Here is a 21805-nt window from a genome sequence, read left to right as displayed (position 1 = left end):
GAGAATGACTCACCAGTAGGTAGCGGTCAAGATCTCGCGGTCCGGCTCTCGCCAACCACAGTCCGTGACCACTACTGTGTGCAGCACCATGAGCATCCATGATCGTTACCGGTTGAGTGTGGTGATCAATGCCAAGGGGACGTACACCCCGCTCGGGGTGTCGCGGAGTTCCCACGGGGTGGCGGAGGCCGTCGCGCAGGCGTTGCCGGAGTTCTTCGTCATGGACGAGCTCGCAGACCGGGCCAGTGAGGCGATCGCCCAGGTGACCGGCGCCCAGGCCGGCACGGTCGTGCACTGCACCGCCGCGGGCATCACCCTCTCGGTCGCGGCCACGATGACCGGCGGCGATCCGCGCCGGGTGGCGGCGTTGCCGGACACCACGGACCTGCACAACCGCGTCGTGATGCCGGCGAACCACGTCGTCAACTACGGCCACTCCAACCTGCAGGGCATCCGGATGGCCGGCGCCCACGTCGACCTCGCCGGTGACGAAACCCGTTGTGGCATCGACGATCTGGAGGAGGAGCTCGACGGGCCGGACATCGCGTGCCTGTTGCTGGTGTCGTCACGGCTCACCTCCGGCGAACCGATCGACCTGGTCGCCGCCGTGCGGGCAGCTCATCGTCGCGGCGTACCGGCGATCATCGACGGCGCGGCGCAGTTCCCGCGGATCGCGGACCTGCTGGCAACGGGCGCGGACCTCGTCCTGGTCAGCGGGCAGAAGTACCTCGGCTCCCCCACCGCCGGACTGATCGCGGGCAGCTGGCCGCTGGTGCAGTCGATCCGGGCACAGGACAAGGGCATCGGCCGGGTGATGAAGCCGACCAAGGAGGCCGTGATCGGTGTCCTGGCGGCACTCGAGGAGTGGCAGGCGGTCGACCGGGTCAAGTGGGAGGCGGACGAGCTCGCGAAGGTCGTCGCCTTCGTCGACGCCGTCGGCAGGATTCCCGGGGTGTCGGCGGACGTCGTCCCCGATCCCACCGGTCTGCAGGTGTCACGCGCCGTCGTGCGGGTGCCGGACGCGAAGCGCGTGGCCACGGAACTCGAGGCCGGAGTGCCGTCGATCTACGTGATGACGGACCGGGTCGACGCCAACGAGCTGATGTTCGAGCTCATCCCGCTGACCGGCGACGAGATCGCCGCCGTACTGGCGAGGCTGTGGGCCGTTCTGACCTGACGAGGGCCCCGGTTTTCCTTCAACGAGAACCAGGGCCCTCGGTCGATCAGCGCTGGTACGACCGGTTCTCGGTCCGGCGGGGGCCGTTGCCCCGGCGCGGACCACTGCCACCGCGGCCGTCGTGACCGCGGCCCGGGCGGCTGCTGCCGAACCGCTTGCCGCCGCCCTTGCCGTACCGCTGCGGCTTCGGCGCCGGCAGCTTCACCGGATACCCCGACGGCTTGCTGCCGCCGGTCAGTCCGGTGACCAGCTCGTCGCCCGGACGGACCTTCACCGGAGCGGCCTCGACACCGGCCGACTCCGCCAGCCGGACCATTCCGCGCCGCTGGTGCGGCAGGACCAGGGTGACGACCGCGCCCTTGCCACCGGCCCGCGCCGTCCGCCCGGCCCGGTGCAGGTAGTCCTTGTGGTCGGCCGCCGGGTCCGCCTGGACGACCAGGCCGACGTCGTCGACGTGGATGCCGCGAGCCGCGACGTCCGTTGCCACCAGCACCGGTACCGAACCGTCCTTGAACTGGTCGAGCGTCCGGTTCCGCGCGCCCTGGGTCAGGCCGCCGTGCAGCGCTGCGGCCATCACACCGCGGTCGCGCAGCTGGGTGGCGACGCGGTCAGCGCCCAGCTTGGTGCGGACGAACACGAGCGTGCGGCCGTCGCGGCTGGCCAGCTCGGCCGTCAGCGACTGCTTGTGCGCCGGCTCGATCACCAGCAGGTGGTGCTCCATCGTGGTCACGGTGGCCTGGCCGGACTCGGTCGAGTGCGTGACCGGGTCCTTCAGGTACGTCTTCACGATGGTGTCGACGTCGTTGTCCAGCGTCGCCGAGAACAGCAGCCGCTGCCCCTCCGGCGGCGTCATGTCGAGCAGCGTGGTGACCGCCGGCATGAAGCCCATGTCGCACATGTGGTCGGCCTCGTCGAGGACGGCGACCTCCACCGCACCCAGGTCGGCCGCACCCTGCTCACACAGGTCGATCAGCCGGCCGGGGGTCGCGATCAGGAGGTCGACACCGCGACGGAGCGCCTCGATCTGCTTCGGGTACGGCAGGCCGCCGGCGATCAGCTTCAGCGACACGTTCATCACGTGCGCCAGCGGCTCGAGGGCGTCGTGCACCTGCATCGCCAGCTCACGGGTCGGCACCAGCACCACGCCGCGCGGGCGGCGGGACTCGGTGTGCCCGCCGGCCAGCCGCGTCAGCGTCGGCAGGCCGAAGCCGAGCGTCTTGCCGGAGCCGGTCTGGCCGCGGCCGAGCACGTCCTTGCCGGCCAGCGCGTCCGGGATGGTCGCGGCCTGGATCGGGAACGGCGCGGTGATGCCGTCCCGGGCCAGCCGCTGCACGAGCCGGGGCGCCAGGCCGAGGGCGGCGAACTGGTTGTCCGCGGCAACAGTCCCCAGATCCACCGGCTCCTCCCGCCGCTTGGTCTCCTGGTACGACGGCCGCTCGCCGCGATCGTCCCGCCGGTACGACGGCCGCTCGTCCCGGGCGGAGTTCGACCGGTCGGCCCGCCGATAGCCCGACCGGTCGTCCCGGCTGACCTGCGGACGGTCGTCCCGGTTGTACTGCGGGCGGTCGGACCGGTCGAACCGCGGACGGTCCTCGCGGTTGACCTGCGGACGGTCGTCGCGGCTGTACTGCGGGCGGTCGGACCGGCCGCGGTCGTCCCGGTTGCTGTAGCCCGGCCGCTCGTCACGGCCGAAGCTCCGCCGGTCGTCGCGGTTGACCTGCGGACGGTCGTCGCGGCTGAACTGCGGACGGTCGGACCGGCGGTCGTCGTCGGACCGTCGGGGCTCGGTGGTGCGGTCGGCGCGGTAGCCCTTCACCGGGCGGTTGTCGCCACGACGGTTGTCACGGGTGTCGTCGGTGCCGGCCTGCGCGGCCATCCGCTCGCCGTACGACTGGGTCTGGAACTTCTTGTGCCGCGGCTTCTTGATCCGGCTGTCGGCCTGGTTGCCGTCGGCGGGGAAGCTTTCCTGGTGGTGCTGGGTCACGCAAGAACTCTCTCTCAACGTCACGGACGAATGGCCGGATCGCAACCGCACAGAAAGGCCGGTCACAGCTGTGACCGGTCTGGACGTGCTGAGCAGGAGACGGGCATCGACCTGCGGGTGCTATCGCGTTGCACCCATGTCGCCGGGGACCTTCAGCCGGATGCTGAAACCGACGGGTCGGAGCGCCTGGGAAAATCTCTGGTGACGCGACGCGCGCACCGACACAAGAAAGTATACCCGACCCCGGCCGGTCCCCTGACCACCCGGGAACCCGACCAGACCAGCCACCCCACTGGCCTGCCCTGTAGTTCAAGTGAGCTTGAGTTCTTGCGCGCTCGTCCTAGGGTGGCGGTATGGCGGAGGAGAACGTTCCGAGTAAGGATCACTGGCTGTCCATCGGGGAGATCGCCCACCGGTCCGGAGTCGCCGCGTCGGCGTTGCGGTTCTACGAGGACCAGGGCCTGATCCGGTCCCGGCGGACGGCCGGAAACCAGCGTCAGTACCAGCGGAGCACGTTGCGCCGGATCGCGTTCGTGCAGGCGGCCCAGCGGGTCGGGCTGGCGCTGGCCGAGATCAAGGGCGCGCTGGACTCGCTGCCGGACGACCGGACGCCGACCCGCGCCGACTGGAGCCGGTTGTCGAGGTCGTGGCGGAGCCGGCTCGACGAGCGGATCGCCGAGCTCGAGCGGCTGCGCGACGACCTGGACGGCTGCATCGGCTGCGGCTGCCTCAGCCTGCAGCGCTGCAACCTCTACAACAAGGCCGACCGGCTGGCCGAGCGCGGCCCCGGCGCCCGCATCCTGAACGTCGGCATCCCCGGCGAGTGACCGGCATTCGGTCGAACGACTGTCCGGATCGACATAGGCAGCGGGTTATGACACCCATAGAACCGCGGCGGCCAGTCGAGGGTTAACCCCCGAGTTCTTCCCGATCTGGTGCGGAATGTCCGGAGTGTTGGCAGCATCCGGTCTGTAGCGAACAGTAATCCGCTGGTCGCTTTCCGCCACAGATCCGGAGTGAGGCCTCCATGTCGCATCGCCGTATCCTGACTTCGCTCGCGGGGCTCGCCGCCGCCGCACTGGCCGTCCCCACCTTCGCCGCCGCGTCCCCCGCCCCGGCACCGGCGGCCCCGTCCGTGTCCACCTCGGCCACCCGTGCCGCGTACACCGGTTCGGCGCAGGACCAGGCCGCCACCAAGGCCTTCTACGACGCCGTGATGAAGTCGGCGCAGGCCAAGCGCGCCAAGGCCGGCAACGCGGCCGCCGCGGTCACCGTCACCTACGCCGTCGACGCGCCGACCTTCCGCAACCAGATCAACTCCAGCACGTCGATCTGGAACTCGTCGGTCGACAACGTGACCCTGGTCGAAGGCAGCAGCTACGACTTCTACTACACCGAGGGCAACGACCCGCGCGGTTCGTACGCCTCCACCGACGGTCACGGCCGCGGCTACATCTTCCTGGACTACGCCCAGTCGCAGCAGTACGACCCGCTCCGCATCACCGCTCACGAGACCGGCCACGTGCTCGGCCTGCCGGACCACTACTCCGGCCCCTGCTCCGAGCTGATGTCCGGCGGCGGCCCCGGCCCGTCCTGCACCAACGCCTACCCGGACGCCAACGAGCGCGCCCGGGTGGACCAGCTCTGGGCCAACGGCATCGCGTCCGCCGCGAAGGCCGCCTACAGCAAGTAGGCGACCCCAGGCCCTTCGGCCCGGAACCGCCCGGCAGGGGACGGTCCGGGCCGAAGTCCCGTCCGGCGCCAGAACACGATATGAGACGTATCCTGTCGCCGCCGGACCTTCGGCTTCGTTACCAGTTCTGACCTGTCGCGGGGCCGGTCGAGCCACGGACGACGAGCTCGGGGCGGAACAGGAACTCGGTGTGCGGGGTGGTGTGGCCGCGGACCTCTTCCAGCAGGGACTGGACCGCGGCCAGGCCCATCGCCTGGACCGGCTGACGGATGGTGGTCAGCGGCGGATCGGTGAACTCCATCATCGGGGCGTCGTCGTAGCCGACCACCGAGACGTCGCCGGGGACGGACAGACCGCGCTGGCGGGCCGCCCGGATGACCCCGAGCGCCATCATGTCGGAGCCGCAGATGACCGCGCTGACCTCGGCGTCCAGCAGCTGCTGCGCCGCCGCGGCGCCGCCTTCGACCCCGAACATGCTCAACGCGACCAGCTTGTCGAACTCGTGGTCCGCGAGGCCCAGCTGGGCCTTCATCGACGTCCGGTAGCCGGCCAGCTTGCGCTGCACCACGATGAACCGTTCCGGCCCGGAGGCGAAGCCGATCCGGCGGTGGCCGAGGGCGACGACATGGGACACGGCCAGCTCCATCGCGGCGAACTCGTCCGAGGAGACGAACGGCGCCTCCACCTCCGGCAGCCAGCCGTTCACGAACACCACCGGCAGCCGCCGGTCCACCAGCGCCCGGTAGCGCTCGTGGTCGGCACCGGTGTCGGCGTGCAGGCCGGAGACGAAGATGATCCCGGAGACGCCGCGCTCGAGCAGCATCTCGACGTACTCCTCCTCGGTCGCCCCGGACGGCGACTGCGTGCACAGCACCGGCGTGAACCCGCGCTGCGACAGCGCCGACTCGATCACCTGGGCGAACGCGGGAAAGATCGGGTTGATCAGCTCCGGCATCACCAGCCCGATCAGTCCCGCCGACCGGCGGCGCAACCTGGTCGGCCGTTCGAACCCGAGGATGTCGAGCGCGGTCAGCACCGACTGCTTGGTCTCCTCGGCCACCCCCGGCTTGCCGTTCAGCACTCGCGAGACCGTGGCCTCGCTCACCCCCGCCTTGGCCGCGATGTCCGCCAGCCGTGCTCTGCTGCTCACGCCCGGCACTGTACCCAGTGGACGTTGTTCTTGCAGCAAGATCCTGCAAGATCCTGCAAGATCCTGCAAGCCCGGCGTGGGGTTGCCCCGGACTGCGCACAGTTGTCCACTACGTGAACAGAACACACACGTCACACGCCGTACACCTTGTCAGGACGAGCCTGCCGGGTGAGGATAAGCGCACCCCCGCCCGGGGGCCTTTACTCGGATCGTCCGGCACGTTCCTGCCGGTGAAGGGATGTAATCGTCATGGCCACTGTGTCTTTCAAGGCGGCAACCCGGGTGTACCCCGGTTCCGACAAGCCCGCCGTCGACAAGCTCAACCTCGAGATCGAGGACGGCGAGTTCATGGTTCTCGTCGGCCCGTCGGGTTGCGGCAAGTCCACCTCGCTCCGGATGCTCGCCGGCCTCGAAGAGGTCAACGAGGGCTCCATCTACATCGGCGACCGGGACGTCACGCACCGTCCGCCGAAGGAGCGCGACATCGCGATGGTGTTCCAGAACTACGCGCTCTACCCGCACATGTCGGTCGCCGACAACATGGGCTTCGCGCTGAAGATGCAGGGTGTCTCCAAGGAGGACCGGGCCAAGCGCGTGCAGGAAGCCGCCAAGCTGCTCGGCCTGGAGGAGTACCTGGACCGCAAGCCGAAGGCACTGTCCGGTGGTCAGCGTCAGCGGGTCGCCATGGGCCGCGCGATCGTCCGTAACCCGCAGGTCTTCCTGATGGACGAGCCGCTGTCGAACCTCGACGCCAAACTGCGCGTCCAGACCCGCACCCAGATCGCCGAGCTGCAGCAGCGTCTCGGCGTCACCACCGTCTACGTCACCCACGACCAGGTCGAGGCCATGACGATGGGCGACCGGGTCGCGGTGCTGAAGGACGGCCTGCTGCAGCAGGTCGACACCCCGCTGAACCTGTACGACCACCCGAAGAACAAGTTCGTCGCGGGCTTCATCGGCTCGCCGGCGATGAACCTGCTGACCGCGGACATCACCGAGGGCGGCGCGAAGCTGGGCGACTACATCGTCCCGCTCGAGCGCAGCCTCCTGGCCAAGGCCGGCAACGACAAGACGCTGACCCTGGGCGTCCGGCCGGAGGCCTTCAAGGTCGCCGACCAGGGCCTGCCGGTTCACGTCGCCGTGGTCGAGGAGCTTGGCGCCGACGCCTACCTCTACGGCACCGCGGAGCACAACAACGAGCACCAGCAGATCGTCGCCCGGATCGACGCCCGGATGCCGGTCGAGAAGGGTTCGACCATCCACCTGGCGGCCCTGCCCGACAAGCTGCACCTGTTCTCCACCTCCACCGAGGAGCGGCTGACCGCCTGATCAGCTCCTAGGTCGTACGGCGACGGCCCCGGGTGGTTCGTCCACCCGGGGCCGTCGCCTGTCCACCGGACGGTGACGACGTCAGGTGACCCGGCGACGCCGGGCGTCCCGGGTCGCGGGGTGGTCCGCCGGATTCAGGTTGGTCTGCTTCACCAGGTAGTGCGGGCGCTGCTTGGTCTCGTAGTAGATCCGGCCGATGTACTCGCCGATCACCCCGAGCATCACCATCTGCAGACCGCCGAGCCCGATGATCGCCGCGATCAGCGTGACGTACCCGGGCATTTCGACCCCGTGCAGGACCGCCACCGCGATCACCCAGACGGCGTACCCGGCAGCGATCGCGGTCATCAACAGGCCGACGTAGATCGCCAGCCGCAGCGGGCGGTTGTTGAACGAGAGCAGGCCGTCCAGCCCGTACTCGAGCAGCCGCCGGAACGTCCACCGGCTCTTCCGCCCGCACTGCTTCACGTTGTCGTACTCGAACAGGATCGACTCGAACCCGATCCAGGCGAACAGGCCCTTGGAGAACCGGTTGTACTCCCCCAGCTCCAACAGGCCGTCGACGGCCCGGCGGGACAGCAGCCGGAAGTCGCCGACCCCGTCCGTCAGCTCGACGTCGGCCCATCTGTTGATCAGCCAGTAGTACAGCCGGGCGATCAGCGTCCGGGTGGCCGGGTCGCCGATCCGGTTGCGCCGCGCGATCACCTGGTCGAAGCCGCGCTCGTACAGCGCCAGCATCCGCGCGATCAGCTCCGGCGGATGCTGCAGGTCGGCGTCCATGATCACCACCGCGTCGCCGGCGGCGTACCGGAGGCCGGCCAGCATCGCGGCCTCCTTGCCGAAGTTGCGGCTGAAGGACAGGTAGCGCACCGACGGATCGGTGTCCGCGAGCTGTACCAGCGCGTCCAGGGTCCCGTCGTCGCTGCCGTCGTCGACGTACACGATCTCGTACGGCCGGCCGATCGCGGCCAGGTCGCGGCTGACGGCCTCATGGAACCGCTCGATCACCTCGACCTCGTTGAAGCACGGCACCACCAGGCTCAACCGCATCGTCATCCTCATCCGTCCAACCCGAGCACGTCGGCCCCACTAGTATCCAGATCGGAGCTTTGCGCGAGTTTTCGCCAGGCGGATTGAGCAGAGAGGCAGCCAGTGGTTTCCGACGACAGTGCTGTACCACGGCGATCGGCAGTCCTGCCCGCCCTGGTCGCCGGAGTGCTGGCGGCGGCGGTGTTCACCGCCTCCGGAATCATCCGCGGCACCTTTCCCTTCGGTTCACTGTCCCGCAGTACCAACGATCTCGGTACCCAGTACATCCCTTTCTTCGCCCACCTGTGGGACGTCCTGCACGGCCGCGCCCAGGGTGATCTGCTCTTCAACTGGCAGAGCGCCTTCGGCGTCGGCTTCCTCGGCGACTACGGCGTCGTCCTCGGCAGCCCATTGTCCCTGCTGGTGGGGCTCTTCCCGCGCGACCAGATCGACCTGGCCGTCTATGTCGTCACCGTCCTCAAGCTCAGCCTGGCGGCCGCCGCGATGGCGGTCCTACTACTGAAGATGTCACCAGGACCCCGTTGGGTTGCGGCGATTCTCGGGGCGTCGTACGGCGTCTGCGGCTGGGCGATCGACGACGCCGCGTACGTGCCGATGTGGCTGGACGGCCTGATCGCGCTGCCGATGTTCTTCCTGGTGGCCGAGTGGTCACTGTGCCGGACCAACCGGCTGCTCAGCGTGCTCGTGGTCGGCGTGTTCTGGGTCTCCAACTTCTATACGGCGTACATGGCAACCATCGCGGCCGGGCTCTACCTGATCGCGCGCGTGCTGACCAGCGACCTGGCCTGGACCTCGCGGCTGTGGGGTGTGCTGCGGTTCGGCCTCGCGTTCGTGCTCGGGCTGGGGCTGGCGGCACCGATCCTGCTCCCGGTCTTCGCCGCCAACGACATCGCGACCCCGTCGCCGTCCGGCATCTTCAGCCCGTCGCCGGTGGACGTGTTCCTGTCCCGGTTGCTCCCGCTGTCCGAGGGCGTCGGCCGGACCGCGAGCCTGTACGTCGGCACGGCCGCGCTGCTGCTCGCCCTGACCCTGCCGTTCCACCGGTACGTCGCGGTCCGTACCAAGGCGGTCTGGATCGTCACCGTGGTCGCGCTCGCGTTGTCGTTCCGGTGGACGCCGACGCAGGAGATGTGGCACGGCTTCGACACCCCGAACGGCAGTCAGTACCGTGAGGCGTTCGTCCTGTGCGGCGTGATCGTCGTGACGGCGTGGCTCGCGGTCGCGCCCCGGCTGCCCGGTCCGCTGGCCGCGCTGGGTGGAGTGGGCCTGCTCGCGGTCATCGCCGTACTGTCCGCTGGCAGTCCGCTGCTGACCGATCACGCGACGACCGTCCTGATCGTCTCCGGCGTGGTCACGTTCGTTGCGTCCGGCACCATTTGGGCGGTCCGGCGCTCGGCCGCACTCGGCCGGAGCAAGTGGCCGGTCGCGGTCGCCTTCGCCGCGGTGATGGCCGTCGTGGCCGTCGAGACCACCTGGACCGCGGTGGTGACGGACGAGCAGCGGTCGAAGGTCCTCAGCGCGGTGGTCCAGCCGTGGGACCAGCACCGGACCGACCAGTCCGACGCGATCGCGGGTGCCGGCGACTGGCCGAAGTACCGGGCCGATCCAGGTACATGGGTGACACCGAACGACTCGATCCTGCTCGGTGGCCAGGGTGCCGGGCTGTACAGCAGCCTGCTGCCGTCGACCCTCAACAAGACGCTGACCGAGCTCGGCTTCGGCTGGACCGGCTACGGCCGGGCGTCCGAAGACCTCGAGCACCCGGTGATCGACGCGATCTTCTCGATCGGCGCCCGCCTGCACGTGCGGCCCGGGAACGTCGAGGAGATCACCCGGACCTCGGTGCCACCGCTGGTGACCCTCCGCCGGCGACTCGGTCAGACGGACGCCTCGAACGCGTTCGTCGCGCAGGAGCGGCTTCTCGGCACCCAGGTGTACGAGATCCCGGAGTACCGCGGCAGCAAGTCGACCACCGGCGGGGACGTGAAGGTGGTCGGGCACTGCACCCCGGGTACGACGGTGTACCTGCATCAGCCGCGGGTCTCCGGTGAGGCCCAGCTGACCGGCGGTACCGAGTGGCAAGGACTGACCGCGACCCGCCGGCCGGCCATCACCACGAACAGCGCGATGGTCCGCCTCGGCACCGTCCCGGCGTCCGGTGTGGTGTCGGCCGAGATCAGGTTCGCCGACAGCCCCGTACGGATCACCCCCACCGGCGCGCTCGGCTGTCTCGACGAGCAGAAGCTCGCACAGGCGGTGCGGCAGTTGCAGGCGGGCGGGGCGACGGACGTGGAGGTCGGCGGCCACTCCATCAGTGCGACGCTGCGTCCGGGGAGCAGGGGGTACGCCGTGGTCGCGGCGCCGAGGTTGCCCGGATGGCAGTGCGCGGTCGACGGCGGGGAAGCCCGGACGCCCCGGGACTACGGTGGTCTGATCGCCGTCCAGCTCCCGAACGGCGCCGAGCGGCTCGACTGCACCTACAGCCCGCCCGGCCTGCGCCGCGGCCTTGCGCTGGCCGCGGTCGCCGCCGCGATCACCCTCGGCCTCGTGCTCTTCGGCCGGCTCCGCCGGAGCCGCGTCGCGCGACCGGCCCCGCCCCACTAGGAGTTGACGTCCCGGCGGTGGAAGACGGCTCCACCGAGCAGGACCAGGACGACCGCGACGATGCCGAGGTACCAGGCGCCGTGCTCGAACGAGAGCGTCTTCTCGATGCTGTTGCAGACGTAGTTGCCACCGTCACCACCCCCGCACTCGTTGACGTAGTACGTCGTGTCGTGCCGGACGAAGGCGTCGAAGTTCAGCTTCACCAGCCACGGCTGGGCACTGTTCAGGAACCCGGCGAAGACTCCCTCGATCAGGACCAGATACCCCATCGCGACCCCGATCGCGGCCGCGGTGTGCCGCAGCAGCAGGCCGACCACGCCGCCGAGCGCGGCGCCGATCGCGACCAGCAGGACGGCACGGCCTCCGATCGCGGTGAGGTCACCCCAGACCTCCGCCGTCGTCCCCGACGTGTCGCCGAGCCGGCCGATGATCAGGTACGTGCCGAGAAGGAGGATCGAGAGGACGACGCCCGCCACCGGGACGAACCCGAGCGCGGCGGCCAGCAACTTGCTGCCGTAGACCCGCAACCGCCGCGGTTCGAAGGTCAGCCAGTTGCCGATGGCACCGGTACTGAACTCCGCCCCGACGAAGCTCGCACCGATCAGGAAGGCCGCGAACACCAACAGGTACGACGCTCCGAGCAGCCGGTCCGGGGTCGTCTCGGCGAACACCACCCGCGGCTTGCCGAAGTCGTCGACGGTCGGCTCCCGGAAGTTGCAGAGCTCCTCCTTCGCCGGCTTCGGATCGGGCTGCTTGTCCCAGTCCGCCTCGCACCGGCGGCGATCCTCCTCACCGTTCTCGACCCAGTACGCGTGCGCGGCCTCGTACTGCAGCTGCGCCGACCGCTGCTCCTCGGCGGACAACGGCCGGGCGTCGTTCCAGACGACCACCAGCAGCAACGCGGTGATCACCAGGACGCCGAGGACGCCGACCACGGTCAGGCGGCGGGCGGCCAGCCGGCGGAGCTCGACTCCGGTGAGACGCAGCATCACAACCCCTCTTCGGCGGTCAACTCGAGGAACACCGACTCGAGGCCGGCGCGGACCGGGATCAGCTCGGACACGTAGAGCTCCTGGTGGGCCAGTCGGCGGGTCACGTCGGCCGGGTGCTCGGCGCCGTCGACGAGGAGGTACCTGCCGTCCGGCCGCACCGTCATCCCCGCCGCGGTCAGGATCCGGGCCGCCGCCTCATGGTTGTCGACGGCAACCTTGACGGTGGCGGCCGTACCGCCGCCGATCACCTCGGCCACCGATCCGGAGGCCAGCAGCCGGCCGTGGCCGATGATCGAGACGGTGTCGGCGACCTGCTCGACCTCGGCCAGGATGTGGCTGCTGACCAGGACGGTCCGGCCCTGGTCGCCGAGGCCGCGCATGGTCTCCCGGATCTCCCGGATACCGGCCGGGTCGAGCCCGTTGGTGGGCTCGTCGAAGATCAGCAGGTCGGGTTCCTTCAGCAGGGTCGCGGCGATCGCCAGCCGCTGCTTCATGCCGAGCGAGTACGTCCTGAACCGGTCCCGGCCGCGGTCGCCGAGCGAGGTCTGCTCGAGCACCTCGCCGACCCGGCTCCGGGGCGCACCGATGGCTTCGGCGAGCAGTTCGAGGTTCTTCCGGCCGCTGAACGCCGGGAAGAACTTCGGTGACTCGACGATCGCACCGATCCGGCCGACCACCTCCGGCAATCTGACCGGCACCGGCCGGCCGAACACCGTCATCGAGCCGGCGTCCGCCCGGACCAGCCCGAGCAGCATCCGGATCGAGGTGGTCTTCCCGGACCCGTTCGGCCCGAGGAACCCGTGCACGCCACCGACCGGCACGTCCAGGTCGAGTCCCTGGACGGCCACGATCCGGCGGCCCCGGCGGGTGCGGTACGTCTTGCGCAGGCCGCGCGTACAGATGGCCAGCTCCGGCATGTGACCCCCTTGTCGAGCCAGTAGACGCACAGCTTGGCAGGTTTGTTGCCCGGGCGCTCCGAAGATACCCCATCCCGGTATCGCGTCAGGACTTGCGTTCGATACCCCAAGGGGGTAAGTTCATCCCTGTCGACATACCCCTGAGGGGTAGCTGCAGGAGCTGAAGGAGCTTGAGATGACCACCGACGCCGAGCACGTGCACGGATACACCGCCGAGAAGAGCAGCCACCTGAAGCGGCTGCGGCGGATCGAGGGCCAGGTCCGTGGCCTGCAGCGGATGGTCGAGGAGGACAAGTACTGCATCGACATCCTCACCCAGGTCTCGGCGGCGACGAAGGCCCTGCAGTCGTTCTCCCTGGAACTGCTCGACGAGCACCTGGCCCACTGCGTGGTCGAGGCCGCGCAGAAGGGCGGTCCGGAGGCCGAGGAGAAGGTCCGCGAAGCCTCCGACGCGATCGCCCGCCTGGTCCGTAGCTGAACTACCCGACACAATTTTCGAGGAGCACCGATATGCCCACCACGACCTACTCCGTCACCGGCATGACCTGCGGCCACTGCACCGCCGCGGTCACCGAGGAGATCAGCAAGCTGACCGGTGTCCAGCAGGTCAGCATCGACCTCGTCGCGGGTGGCACCTCCGCGGTGCACGTGACGAGTGAGTCCGCTCTCGACGAGGCCGCCGTCCGCGAGGCCGTCGACGAGGCGGGCTACGAACTGGCGGCGTCGTGAGCCGGGCCGCCGCGCTCCGGCTCGGCGCGTTCGCCGGTGCGCTCGCGCTCGCCTTCGGGGCGGCGTTCGCGATCGGCACCGCGGTCGACCCGATCGCGGCGGCCGACACCACCTCCGCCCCGGTCCACGAAGAGGAGATGGGCGGTATGGAGCAGTCAGCAGGGCACGGGTCGGGCCACAGCGAGTCCGGCGGGCAACTGCCCGGGCTCGCGGTCTCCGAAGCCGGGTACACCCTGACCCCCGCGACGACGTTCTACCGGTCCGGAACGAAGACCGAGCTGCGCTTCACCATCCAGGGACCGGACGGCAAGCCGGTCACGGAGTACACCGAGACGCACGAGAAGGACCTGCACCTGATCGTCGTGCGGCGTGACCTGTCCGGGTTCCACCACGTGCACCCGACCCGGGACGCGAGCGGGACCTGGAGCATTCCGTTCACGTTCACCGCCGGCGGCACCTGGCGGCTGTACGCCGACTTCCAGCCGGCCGGGCTCGACCGGACGCTGACGCTGGGCACCGACGTCAACGTGTCCGGCCTCTACATCCCGGTCCCACTGAGCGAGCCGGCGAGCAGCTACAGCCTCGACGGGTACGACGTGACGCTCGCAGGCACGCCGGTCGCGGGCAAGGAGTCCGAGCTGACCTTCACGGTCAACCGGGGCGGCAAGCCGGTCACCGACCTGCAGCCGTACCTGGGCGCCTTCGGGCACCTGGTGTCCCTGCGCAGCGGCGACCTCGCCTACCTGCACAACCACCCCGCAGAGCACGCGGAGCCGGGCAGGAAGGGCGGGCCGGGAATCACTTTCGGCACCACCTTCCCGACCGCCGGGACGTACAGCCTGTTCCTGGACTTCCAGCACGCGGGTGCGGTCCGCACCGCGGAGTTCACCGTCACGGTGGGCACGGATGGGAAGACCGCGATCGTCCCGCCGAAGGAGCTCCCGGCGACCCAGGCCCCGGTCACGCCCGGGCACGAAGAGACCCCGCACGGCCACTGAGGAAGGAGGCACACAGCAATGACCACCGCAGAACCCGGTCAGTCCGTCGAACTCATCATCGGTGGCATGACGTGCGCCTCGTGCGCCGCCCGGGTGGAGAAGAAGCTGAACCGGATGGACGGTGTCACCGCGACCGTCAACTACGCCACCGAGAAGGCGAAGGTGACGTTCGCGGACGGCGTCACCACCGACGACCTGGTCGCCACCGTCGAGAAGACCGGCTACACCGCCGCCCTGCCGGCGCCGGCCGCCGACTCGCCGGAGGCCGAGCAGGCGGACGAGCTCAAGCCGTTGCGGGACCGGTTGTTCGCCGCCGTCGCGCTGGCCGTGCCGGTGATCGCGCTCGGGATGATCCCCGCGCTGCAGTTCGACTTCTGGCAGTGGGCCTCGCTGACGCTGGCCTTCCCGGTGGTCACGTGGGCGGCCTGGCCGTTCCACAGGGCCGCCTGGACGAACCTGCGGCACGGCGCCGCGACGATGGACACGTTGATCTCGCTCGGTGTGGTCAGCGCCTTCCTGTGGTCCTTGTACGCGCTGTTCGTCGGCGGTGCCGGCGAGCCCGGGATGAAGATGCCGTTCACGCTGATCCCGTCCCGGGGCGGCGGCGCCGAGGAGATCTACCTCGAGGTCGCGGCCGGCGTGACCACCTTCATCCTGGCCGGCCGGTACTTCGAGGCCCGCGCCAAGCGCCGGTCCGGCGCCGCGCTCCGGGCGCTGCTCGAGCTCGGCGCGAAGGACGTCGCCGTCCTGCGGGACGGGGCCGAGGTCCGGATCCCGGCCGACCAGCTGGCCGTCGGCGACCAGTTCGTCGTCCGTCCGGGCGAGAAGGTCGCCACCGACGGCGTGATCGTCAGCGGCAGCAGCGCGGTCGACGCGTCGATGCTGACCGGCGAGTCCGTGCCGGTCGAGGTCGGCGAGGGTGACGCGGTCGTCGGCGCGACCGTGAACGCCGGCGGCCGGCTCGTGGTCCGGGCCACCCGGGTCGGGTCGGACACCCAGCTGGCGCAGATGGCGCGGCTGGTCGAGGACGCGCAGAACGGGAAGGCCGCGGTCCAGCGGCTGGCCGACAGGGTGTCCGGGATCTTCGTGCCGGTCGTGATCGGGCTGGCGCTGGCGACGCTCGGGTTCTGGCTCGGCAACGGTTCGCCGGTGGAGGTCGCCTTCACCGCGGCGGTCGCCGTCCTCATCATCGCCTGCCCCTGTGCGCTCGGGCTGGCCACGCCGACCGCGCTGATGGTCGGCACCGGCCGCGGGGCGCAACTGGGCATCCTGATCAAGGGCCCGGAGGTCCTCGAGTCCACCCGGCGGATCGACACCGTCGTGCTGGACAAGACCGGCACCGTGACCACCGGCCGGATGGAGCTGGTCGACGTCCTGCTCGCCCCGTCGGAGGACCGGGCCGAGGTGCTACGGCTGGCCGGAGCGCTGGAGCACTCCAGCGAGCACCCGATCGCCGCCGCCATCGCCCGGGGAGCTCAGGCCGAGCTCGGCCGGTTGCCCGAGGTCGAGGACTTCGGCAACGTCGAGGGACTCGGCGTCCAGGGGATCGTCGACGGTCACGCCGTACTGGTCGGCCGGACCCGGCTGCTGGAGGAGTGGAGTCAGTACCTGCCGGACGAGCTGGCGCACGCGAAGGACCACGCCGAGGCCGAGGGCAGTACGGCGGTCGCGGTCGGCTGGGACGGTCAGGCGCGGGCGGTGCTGGTCGTCGCGGACACCGTGAAGGAGACGTCCGCGGAGGCGATCGGCCAGCTGAAGGCGCTCGGCCTGCGGCCGGTGCTGCTGACCGGCGACAACGAGGCGGTGGCGGCGAAGGTGGCCGCCGAGGTCGGCATCGACGAGGTGATCGCCGAGGTGCTGCCGGCCGGCAAGGTCGACGCGGTGAAGCAGCTGCAAGGTGAGGGCCGCGTGGTCGCGATGGTCGGCGACGGCGTCAACGACGCGGCCGCCCTGGCCCAGGCCGACCTCGGCCTGAGCATGGGCACCGGGACCGACGTGGCGATCGAGGCCAGCGACCTGACCCTGGTCCGCGGCGACCTGCGCGCGGCGGCGGACGCCATCCGCCTCGCCCGCAGGACGCTGCGCACCATCAAGGGCAACCTGTTCTGGGCCTTCGCCTACAACGTGGCGGCGATCCCGCTGGCCGCGGCCGGCCTGCTCAACCCGATGCTGGCCGGCGCCGCGATGGCCTTCAGCTCGGTCTTCGTGGTCTCCAACAGCCTGCGCCTGCGCGGATTCCGGCCGCTCACCTGATCCAGACCGTGCTGTCACCGGCCAGCAGTCCGTCGTCCAACGGGCTGCTGGCCAGCAGCAGTTCGCCGTACGGCGGGAGCTCGATCGGGTCCGGGGTCAGGTTGGTGACGCAGCTCAGGCTCTCCCGGTAGAAGGCGAGGACTCCGGGTGGGGTCTCGAGCCAGCGCAGGGTGCCGTCGCCGAGATGGCTGCGGCGGATCCGCAGGCCGTTGCGGTACAGCGTGAGCATCGAGTTCTGGTCGTCGTGCTGGGACTCGACCGTGAGGTTCTTCCAGTCGGGTGGCTGCGGGAGCCACGGCGTACCGGTGCCGAACCCGAACGGCGGCTCCTTGCCCGACCAGGGAAGGGGCACCCGGCAACCGTCTCGGCCGCGGTCGGTGCCTTTCGAGCGTGTGAAGATCGGGTCCTGGAGCAGCTGGTCCGGGAGGTCCTCGACCTCCGGCAGGCCGAGTTCCTCGCCCTGGTAGACGTACAGTCCGCCGGGCAGCGCCATCGCGAGCAGGGCGGCCGCCCGGGCCCGGCGCTCGCCGAGGACGAGGTCGGTCGGCATCCCGTGCTTGCGGTCCTGGTGCGAGAACGACGTGTCCGGCCGGCCGTACTTCGTCACCGGGCGAGTGACGTCGTGGTTCGACAGCACCCAGGTCGGCGGCGCCCCGATCGGGACGTGGGTGGTCAGGGTGAGGTCGATCGACGCCTTCAGCTCGTCCGCCTGCCACGGCCGGGACAGGAAGTCGAAGTTGAACGCGGTCTGCATCTCGTCCGGCCGCAGGTACCGCGCGAACCGTTCCTGGTCCGGCATCCACATCTCGCCGACCAGGAACCGGCCGTCGTACGCGTCGGTGATCCGCCGCCAGCCGCGGTACACCTCGTGCACCTCGTCGTGGTCGGTGTACGACTCCTCGACGCTGTCCAGATCCTTGAACAGCACGGCCGCGCTGTCGATCCGGATGCCGTCGACGCCCCGGTCCAGCCAGAACCGGAGAATGTCGTGGAACTCCTCGACCACCTCGGGATTGCGCCAGTTGAAGTCCGGCTGCTCGGGGGCGAACAGGTGCAGGTACCACTCGCCGTCCTCGGCCTGCGTCCACGCCGGGCCGTTGAAGATGGACTGCCAGTCGTTGGGCGGGCCGTCGCCCGTGCCGGGCCGGAAGATGAACCGCTCGCGCTCGGGCGAGCCGGGGCCGGCGGCCAGCGCCTGGACGAACCAGTCCTGCTGGTCGGAGCCGTGGTTCGGGACGATGTCGATGATCGTGCGGATGTTCAGCGCGTGCGCCTCCGCGATGTACGCCTCGGCCTCCTGGAGCGTGCCGAACGCCGGGTCGATCGCGCGGTAGTCGGCCACGTCGTAGCCACCGTCGGCCATCGGCGACGGGTACCACGGATTCAGCCAGATCGCGTCGATGCCCAGCTCGGCCAGGTACGGCAGCCGCTGCCGGAGCCCGGCCAGATCACCGACCCCGTCGCCGTTGCCATCGGCGAAGCTCCGCAGGTACACCTGGTAGATCGCGGCCCCACGCCACCACTCGTCAGCCATGACTCTCCTTCACCTTCGAGGCTTCCGGCGGTGCGACCCGCCGCCGCTCCGTCCCCGCCCCGAGCGGAGCGAGGGGCGGGTTGCTTGTGCTCATCCTTTGAGGCTTCCGGCGGTGAGACCCGCCATGATGCTGCGCTGGAACACGAAGAACACCAGGATGGTCGGCAGGCTGGCGATCACCAGGGACGCGATCAGCACGTTCTGCGGCATCTGCGCGGACAGCGACGCGATGCCGACGCTGATCGACATCTTGTCCGTCTCCGGCAGCACCAGCAGCGGCCAGACGAAGTCCTTCCACACCGTCACCACCGACAGGATCGAGACCACCCCGAGGATCGGCCGCGACACCGGCAGCACGATCGACCACAGGATCCGCAGCGGCGTCGCGCCGTCGATCTCCGCGGCCTCCAGCAGTTCCCGCGGGATCGAGTCGAAGAACCGCTTCAGCAGGAACACGAAGAACCCGTTCGCCGCCGCCGGCAACCAGATCGCCCACGGCGTGTTCAGCAGGTCGAGATGCAGGATCGGCAGATCTTTGGCGGTCAGGTACGTCGGCAGCAGCAGCACCATCGGCGGGATCATCAGCGTCGCCAGCATCGCGCCGAGGATCACCCTGCCGAAGAACGGCCGCAGCTTCGACAACGCGTACGCCGCGGTCACGTCGACCGCGAGGGTGAACAGCCACGCGCCGCCGGCGTACAGCACCGTGTTCCTCAGGAAGGTCCCGAGCTGCAACTGGTTCCACGCGTCGGCGTAGACGCCGAGGTCGAAGCTGTCCGGGAAGAAGCTCGGCGGGATCTGTGCCAGTTCGTCCGGCGACTTCAGCGCGCCGGTCACCATCCAGTACAGCGGGAACACGAACGCGCCGGTGAACCCGACGACCACGACCGTGAGAATCGCCCAGTAGACGACCCGCCCGTGCGGCGTCCGCAGGGCCAGGGGTGAGACCAGGGTCCTCATCGCTCGGCCTTTCGGGAGACACGCAGGTAGATCGCGGAGAGCACCAGCAGCACGACCATCAGCATCAGGCCGAGGGCGCCACCGCCGCCGAAGTCACCGAAGTTGAAGGCGTACTGGTACATCAGGTAGGCGACCGTGACGGTCGCGTTCTCCGGGCCGCCGCCGGTGAGCAGGTACGGCTCGATGAACACCTGCATGGTCGCGACGACCTGCAGCAGCAACATCACCAGCAGGATCAGCTTGGTCTGCGGAATCGTCACGTGCCACACCCGCCGGAACAGGCCGGCTCCGTCGAGCTCGGCCGACTCGTACAGGTCGCCCGGGACGCTCTGCAGCGCGGCCAGGTAGATCAGCGTGCCGGTGCCGAGGTTCATCCAGGTCGACACGAGCACCAGGCTGACCAGCGCCGTACTGGTCGAGTCCAGCCAGCTCAGCGGCGGGATGCCGAACCCGTCGAGGACCTGGTTGAACAGGCCCGCGCCAGGATCGTAGAACCACTTGAACAGCAGGACCGCGACCGCGGGCGGGAGCATCACCGGCAGGTAGACGACGAACCGCAGGTACGCCTTGGCGTGCCGCAGCTCGTTGAGTACGACGGCCAGCACGAACGGGACGGCGTACCCGATGACGAGCGCCAGCCCGCTGAACGCGGCCGTGTTGACCCACGCCGAGCGGAACGCCGGGTCCTCGATCACCGTGCGGAAGTTGTCGAACCCCACCCACCGCGGCGGGTCGACGAAGTTGTTCTCCTGGAAGCTGAGGAACACCTCGCGCACCATCGGATACCAGGAGAACAGCGCGAAGCAGATCAACGCCCCGCACAGGAACCCGTACGCCGTCAGGTTCCGGCCCACCGCCCGCCGGAGCGCGCCCCGGCGGTCGTCGTCAGGCCGCGGGCCCGCCGCCCCCGGCGCCTGGGGACGGCGAACCCGCTCTTCGGTGACGGTCATCAGGTGTTCTTGGCCAGGATCTTGTTGGCCTTGGACTCGGCGTCGCTGAGGAGCTTGTCGATGTCGGCGTCCTTGCGGGTGAGGACGGCGGACATCGCCACGTCCAGGACGGCGTACAGCTCCTGGGCCTTCGGCGGCTCGAGCTTGTTGGTGATGGTCGACTGCGCGGCGACGTACGGCGCGAAGTGGTCGACCGGGACAGTCGCGTACTGCTTGCGGAGGGCAACGATCTCCTTGCCCGGCGCGGAGTCGCCGTACAGGTCCGGGATCGGCAGCCCGACCGGGCGGCCCTGCTCCTTGGCGCGCGCGTAGTCGAACTGTCCCTTGCCCGGCGTGAGCTCGTGGAACTCCAGCCACAGCAGCCCGGCCCTGATCTTGTCCGGCGTCGCCTTCGGGTTGAACATGTAGCCGTCGCCACCGCTCAGCGACGCCTTGCCCTCGGACTCCGGTACGGCGGCGACGCCGTAGTCCTCGAACTTGCCCTGGAAGTCGTTGTTCACCGACTGCACCACGTCCGGCGCGCCGATCATCATCCCGAGCCTGCCGGAACCCATCATCCGCATCAGGTCCTCCCACTGCAGGAGCTGCTTGCTGCCCATCGAGTTGTCGTCCCAGCGCATCTGCTTGAGGTTCTCCAGCACGGCCTTGCCCTCGGCGCTGTTGAATGCCGCGGTCCTGCCGTCGTCGCTGACCATCGAGCCACCGCGGGCGTACAGGCTGGCGGCGAAGTGCCAGCCGCCGGTGTTGCCGGCCGAGTACTCGCCGAAGCCGACGTACCCGGCGCCGAGGCCGGCGATCTTCTGGGCGGCCGCCCGCACCTCGGACCAGGTCTTCGGCGGGGCGTCCGGGTCGAGCCCGGCCTGGGTGAACAGCGTGCGGTTGTAGACCAGGCCCATGTTGTAGTTGTTGCGCGGCAGGCCGTACGTCGTGTCGCCGTCCTTGAACACGCTCATCACGTCGTCGCGGATGTCGCCGGCCGCCTTCACGCTGCCGACGTACTCACTGATGTCGGCGGCCTGGCGGGCCTTGATGATCTTCTGCACGTCGGTGTAGTAGACGTAGAAGACGTCCTCCTGCGTGCCGCCGGCCAGCTTCGCCTGGAACGTGTCCGGGTTGATGCAGGGGAACGCGTCCTTGCTCTGGATGGTGATGTTCGGGTGCAGCTTCTGGAACTCGGCGACATCCGCGTCCCAGGCCGACCGTTCCTTCGGGTTGCTCTTCGGCGGCTGGCAGCCGACCGTGATCGTCACCGGGCCGTCCGCTCCCGCTGATCCTTGCGCGTCCGGCTTGTCGTCCGACCCACAGGACGCGGCCACCAGCCCGAGTCCCGCGGCCAGCAGCAGGCTGAGCCCACGGCGCGTTGTCCTCATCGATCCCACCCTCTCCGTCGATCCTGCGGACACCGTAGGCAACTCGACACCGTCGCGCAATACTCAAATCAAAAATTGCAAAAACGTGACTTCAAGTGGGAACGCGTCACGCCGC

Annotated in this window: 18 protein-coding genes; 9 read left to right on the top strand and 9 right to left on the bottom strand. The window is 69.6% G+C overall.

The genetic code is table 11. The features are described from left to right. The first annotated feature begins 88 nt into the window (after nt 1–88). Nucleotides 89–1177, top strand: coding sequence for an aminotransferase class V-fold PLP-dependent enzyme (locus tag E1218_RS14735; protein ID WP_132320351.1), 1089 nt, complete (start codon nt 89–91; stop codon nt 1175–1177). Between the two features lie 46 nt (nt 1178–1223). On the opposite strand, the gene E1218_RS14730 is transcribed toward E1218_RS14735, so the two are convergent. Beyond that, complete coding sequence (locus tag E1218_RS14730) at nt 1224–3161, bottom strand: DEAD/DEAH box helicase (protein WP_132320349.1); 1938 nt, start codon at nt 3159–3161, stop codon at nt 1224–1226. Between the two features lie 353 nt (nt 3162–3514). On the opposite strand from E1218_RS14730, the gene soxR reads away from it, so the two are divergent. Both soxR and snpA read left to right on the top strand, forming a co-directional pair. Beyond that, nucleotides 3515–3988, top strand: a complete 474-nt coding sequence (soxR, locus tag E1218_RS14725) for a redox-sensitive transcriptional activator SoxR (RefSeq protein WP_132320347.1) — start codon at nt 3515–3517, stop codon at nt 3986–3988. 200 nt (nt 3989–4188) lie between these two features. Further along, entirely contained in the window at nt 4189–4854 is a 666-nt protein-coding gene (gene snpA / locus E1218_RS14720; protein ID WP_132320345.1) for a snapalysin, read from the top strand. A gap of 118 nt (nt 4855–4972) precedes the next feature. On the opposite strand, the gene E1218_RS14715 is transcribed toward snpA, so the two are convergent. Next, the gene (locus E1218_RS14715) at nt 4973–6004 is read right to left on the bottom strand and encodes a LacI family DNA-binding transcriptional regulator (RefSeq protein WP_132320343.1); all 1032 of its coding nucleotides are present in this window, start codon (nt 6002–6004) and stop codon (nt 4973–4975) included. 249 nt (nt 6005–6253) lie between these two features. On the opposite strand from E1218_RS14715, the gene E1218_RS14710 reads away from it, so the two are divergent. Next, nucleotides 6254–7333: an ABC transporter ATP-binding protein gene (locus tag E1218_RS14710; RefSeq protein ID WP_132320341.1), complete on the top strand. Its 1080-nt coding sequence runs from the start codon at nt 6254–6256 to the stop codon at nt 7331–7333. 81 nt (nt 7334–7414) lie between these two features. On the opposite strand, the gene E1218_RS14705 is transcribed toward E1218_RS14710, so the two are convergent. After that, nucleotides 7415–8389 carry a glycosyltransferase family 2 protein gene (locus E1218_RS14705; protein ID WP_233712231.1) on the bottom strand — a complete coding sequence of 325 codons (975 nt, stop codon included), beginning with the start codon at nt 8387–8389 and terminating at the stop codon, nt 7415–7417. Between the two features lie 96 nt (nt 8390–8485). Here E1218_RS14705 and E1218_RS14700 point away from each other — a divergent pair, with 96 nt between their 5' ends. Next, complete coding sequence (locus E1218_RS14700; protein ID WP_132320339.1) at nt 8486–10987, top strand: YfhO family protein; 2502 nt, start codon at nt 8486–8488, stop codon at nt 10985–10987. Here the strand turns inward: E1218_RS14700 and E1218_RS14695 are convergent. Next, entirely contained in the window at nt 10984–11976 is a 993-nt protein-coding gene (locus E1218_RS14695; RefSeq protein WP_132320337.1) for an ABC transporter permease subunit, read from the bottom strand. The two genes, E1218_RS14700 and E1218_RS14695, sit on opposite strands and share 4 nt — an antisense overlap. Next, nucleotides 11976–12896, bottom strand: coding sequence for an ABC transporter ATP-binding protein (locus E1218_RS14690; RefSeq protein ID WP_132320335.1), 921 nt, complete (start codon nt 12894–12896; stop codon nt 11976–11978). Before E1218_RS14690 ends, E1218_RS14695 begins: the two co-directional genes overlap by 1 nt. A gap of 175 nt (nt 12897–13071) precedes the next feature. Between E1218_RS14690 and E1218_RS14685 the strand changes: the two genes are divergently transcribed. From E1218_RS14685 to E1218_RS14670, 4 genes are read left to right on the top strand one after another with little or no spacing between them, the layout of a single operon-like run. Next, nucleotides 13072–13374, top strand: a complete 303-nt coding sequence (locus E1218_RS14685; protein WP_202866016.1) for a metal-sensitive transcriptional regulator — start codon at nt 13072–13074, stop codon at nt 13372–13374. Between the two features lie 32 nt (nt 13375–13406). After that, nucleotides 13407–13625, top strand: a complete 219-nt coding sequence (locus E1218_RS14680) for a heavy-metal-associated domain-containing protein (protein ID WP_132320333.1) — start codon at nt 13407–13409, stop codon at nt 13623–13625. Further along, nucleotides 13622–14623, top strand: coding sequence for a hypothetical protein (locus E1218_RS14675; protein ID WP_132320331.1), 1002 nt, complete (start codon nt 13622–13624; stop codon nt 14621–14623). The genes E1218_RS14680 and E1218_RS14675 overlap by 4 nt, the downstream gene beginning before the upstream one ends. 18 nt (nt 14624–14641) lie before the next feature. Beyond that, nucleotides 14642–16876 (top strand): heavy metal translocating P-type ATPase, encoded by a 2235-nt coding sequence (locus tag E1218_RS14670; RefSeq protein WP_132320329.1) that lies wholly within the window; start codon nt 14642–14644, stop codon nt 16874–16876. Here the strand turns inward: E1218_RS14670 and E1218_RS14665 are convergent. From E1218_RS14665 to E1218_RS14650, 4 genes are all read right to left on the bottom strand, one after another. Further along, nucleotides 16869–18410, bottom strand: a complete 1542-nt coding sequence (locus E1218_RS14665; RefSeq protein WP_132320327.1) for a glycoside hydrolase family 13 protein — start codon at nt 18408–18410, stop codon at nt 16869–16871. The two genes, E1218_RS14670 and E1218_RS14665, sit on opposite strands and share 8 nt — an antisense overlap. A 90-nt stretch (nt 18411–18500) precedes the next feature. Then, the gene (locus E1218_RS14660) at nt 18501–19370 is read right to left on the bottom strand and encodes a carbohydrate ABC transporter permease (RefSeq protein ID WP_132320325.1); all 870 of its coding nucleotides are present in this window, start codon (nt 19368–19370) and stop codon (nt 18501–18503) included. Continuing rightward, complete coding sequence (locus E1218_RS14655; protein WP_165949271.1) at nt 19367–20320, bottom strand: carbohydrate ABC transporter permease; 954 nt, start codon at nt 20318–20320, stop codon at nt 19367–19369. Before E1218_RS14655 ends, E1218_RS14660 begins: the two co-directional genes overlap by 4 nt. Continuing rightward, nucleotides 20320–21690: an ABC transporter substrate-binding protein gene (locus tag E1218_RS14650; RefSeq protein ID WP_132320323.1), complete on the bottom strand. Its 1371-nt coding sequence runs from the start codon at nt 21688–21690 to the stop codon at nt 20320–20322. Before E1218_RS14650 ends, E1218_RS14655 begins: the two co-directional genes overlap by 1 nt. Nucleotides 21691–21805: the final 115 nt, after the last annotated feature.

Source organism: Kribbella turkmenica, from assembly GCF_004348725.1.
GTDB classification, from domain to species: Bacteria; Actinomycetota; Actinomycetes; order Propionibacteriales; family Kribbellaceae; genus Kribbella; species Kribbella turkmenica.
Note: the sequence above shows the minus strand (reverse complement) of the source record. Positions and strands in the feature narration are given on the sequence as shown.

Coding starts and splice junctions, on each gene's coding strand:
- E1218_RS14710 (WP_132320341.1), top strand. CDS start 6,254: ATGGCCACTGTGTCTTTCAAGGCGGCAACCCGGGTGTACCCCGGTTCC.
- E1218_RS14695 (WP_132320337.1), bottom strand. CDS start 11,976: ATGCTGCGTCTCACCGGAGTCGAGCTCCGCCGGCTGGCCGCCCGCCGC.
- E1218_RS14660 (WP_132320325.1), bottom strand. CDS start 19,370: ATGAGGACCCTGGTCTCACCCCTGGCCCTGCGGACGCCGCACGGGCGG.
- E1218_RS14670 (WP_132320329.1), top strand. CDS start 14,642: ATGACCACCGCAGAACCCGGTCAGTCCGTCGAACTCATCATCGGTGGC.
- E1218_RS14690 (WP_132320335.1), bottom strand. CDS start 12,896: ATGCCGGAGCTGGCCATCTGTACGCGCGGCCTGCGCAAGACGTACCGC.
- E1218_RS14655 (WP_165949271.1), bottom strand. CDS start 20,320: ATGACCGTCACCGAAGAGCGGGTTCGCCGTCCCCAGGCGCCGGGGGCG.
- E1218_RS14685 (WP_202866016.1), top strand. CDS start 13,072: ATGACCACCGACGCCGAGCACGTGCACGGATACACCGCCGAGAAGAGC.
- E1218_RS14680 (WP_132320333.1), top strand. CDS start 13,407: ATGCCCACCACGACCTACTCCGTCACCGGCATGACCTGCGGCCACTGC.
- E1218_RS14650 (WP_132320323.1), bottom strand. CDS start 21,690: ATGAGGACAACGCGCCGTGGGCTCAGCCTGCTGCTGGCCGCGGGACTC.
- E1218_RS14705 (WP_233712231.1), bottom strand. CDS start 8,389: ATGACGATGCGGTTGAGCCTGGTGGTGCCGTGCTTCAACGAGGTCGAG.
- E1218_RS14665 (WP_132320327.1), bottom strand. CDS start 18,410: ATGGCTGACGAGTGGTGGCGTGGGGCCGCGATCTACCAGGTGTACCTG.
- snpA (WP_132320345.1), top strand. CDS start 4,189: ATGTCGCATCGCCGTATCCTGACTTCGCTCGCGGGGCTCGCCGCCGCC.
- E1218_RS14735 (WP_132320351.1), top strand. CDS start 89: ATGAGCATCCATGATCGTTACCGGTTGAGTGTGGTGATCAATGCCAAG.
- soxR (WP_132320347.1), top strand. CDS start 3,515: ATGGCGGAGGAGAACGTTCCGAGTAAGGATCACTGGCTGTCCATCGGG.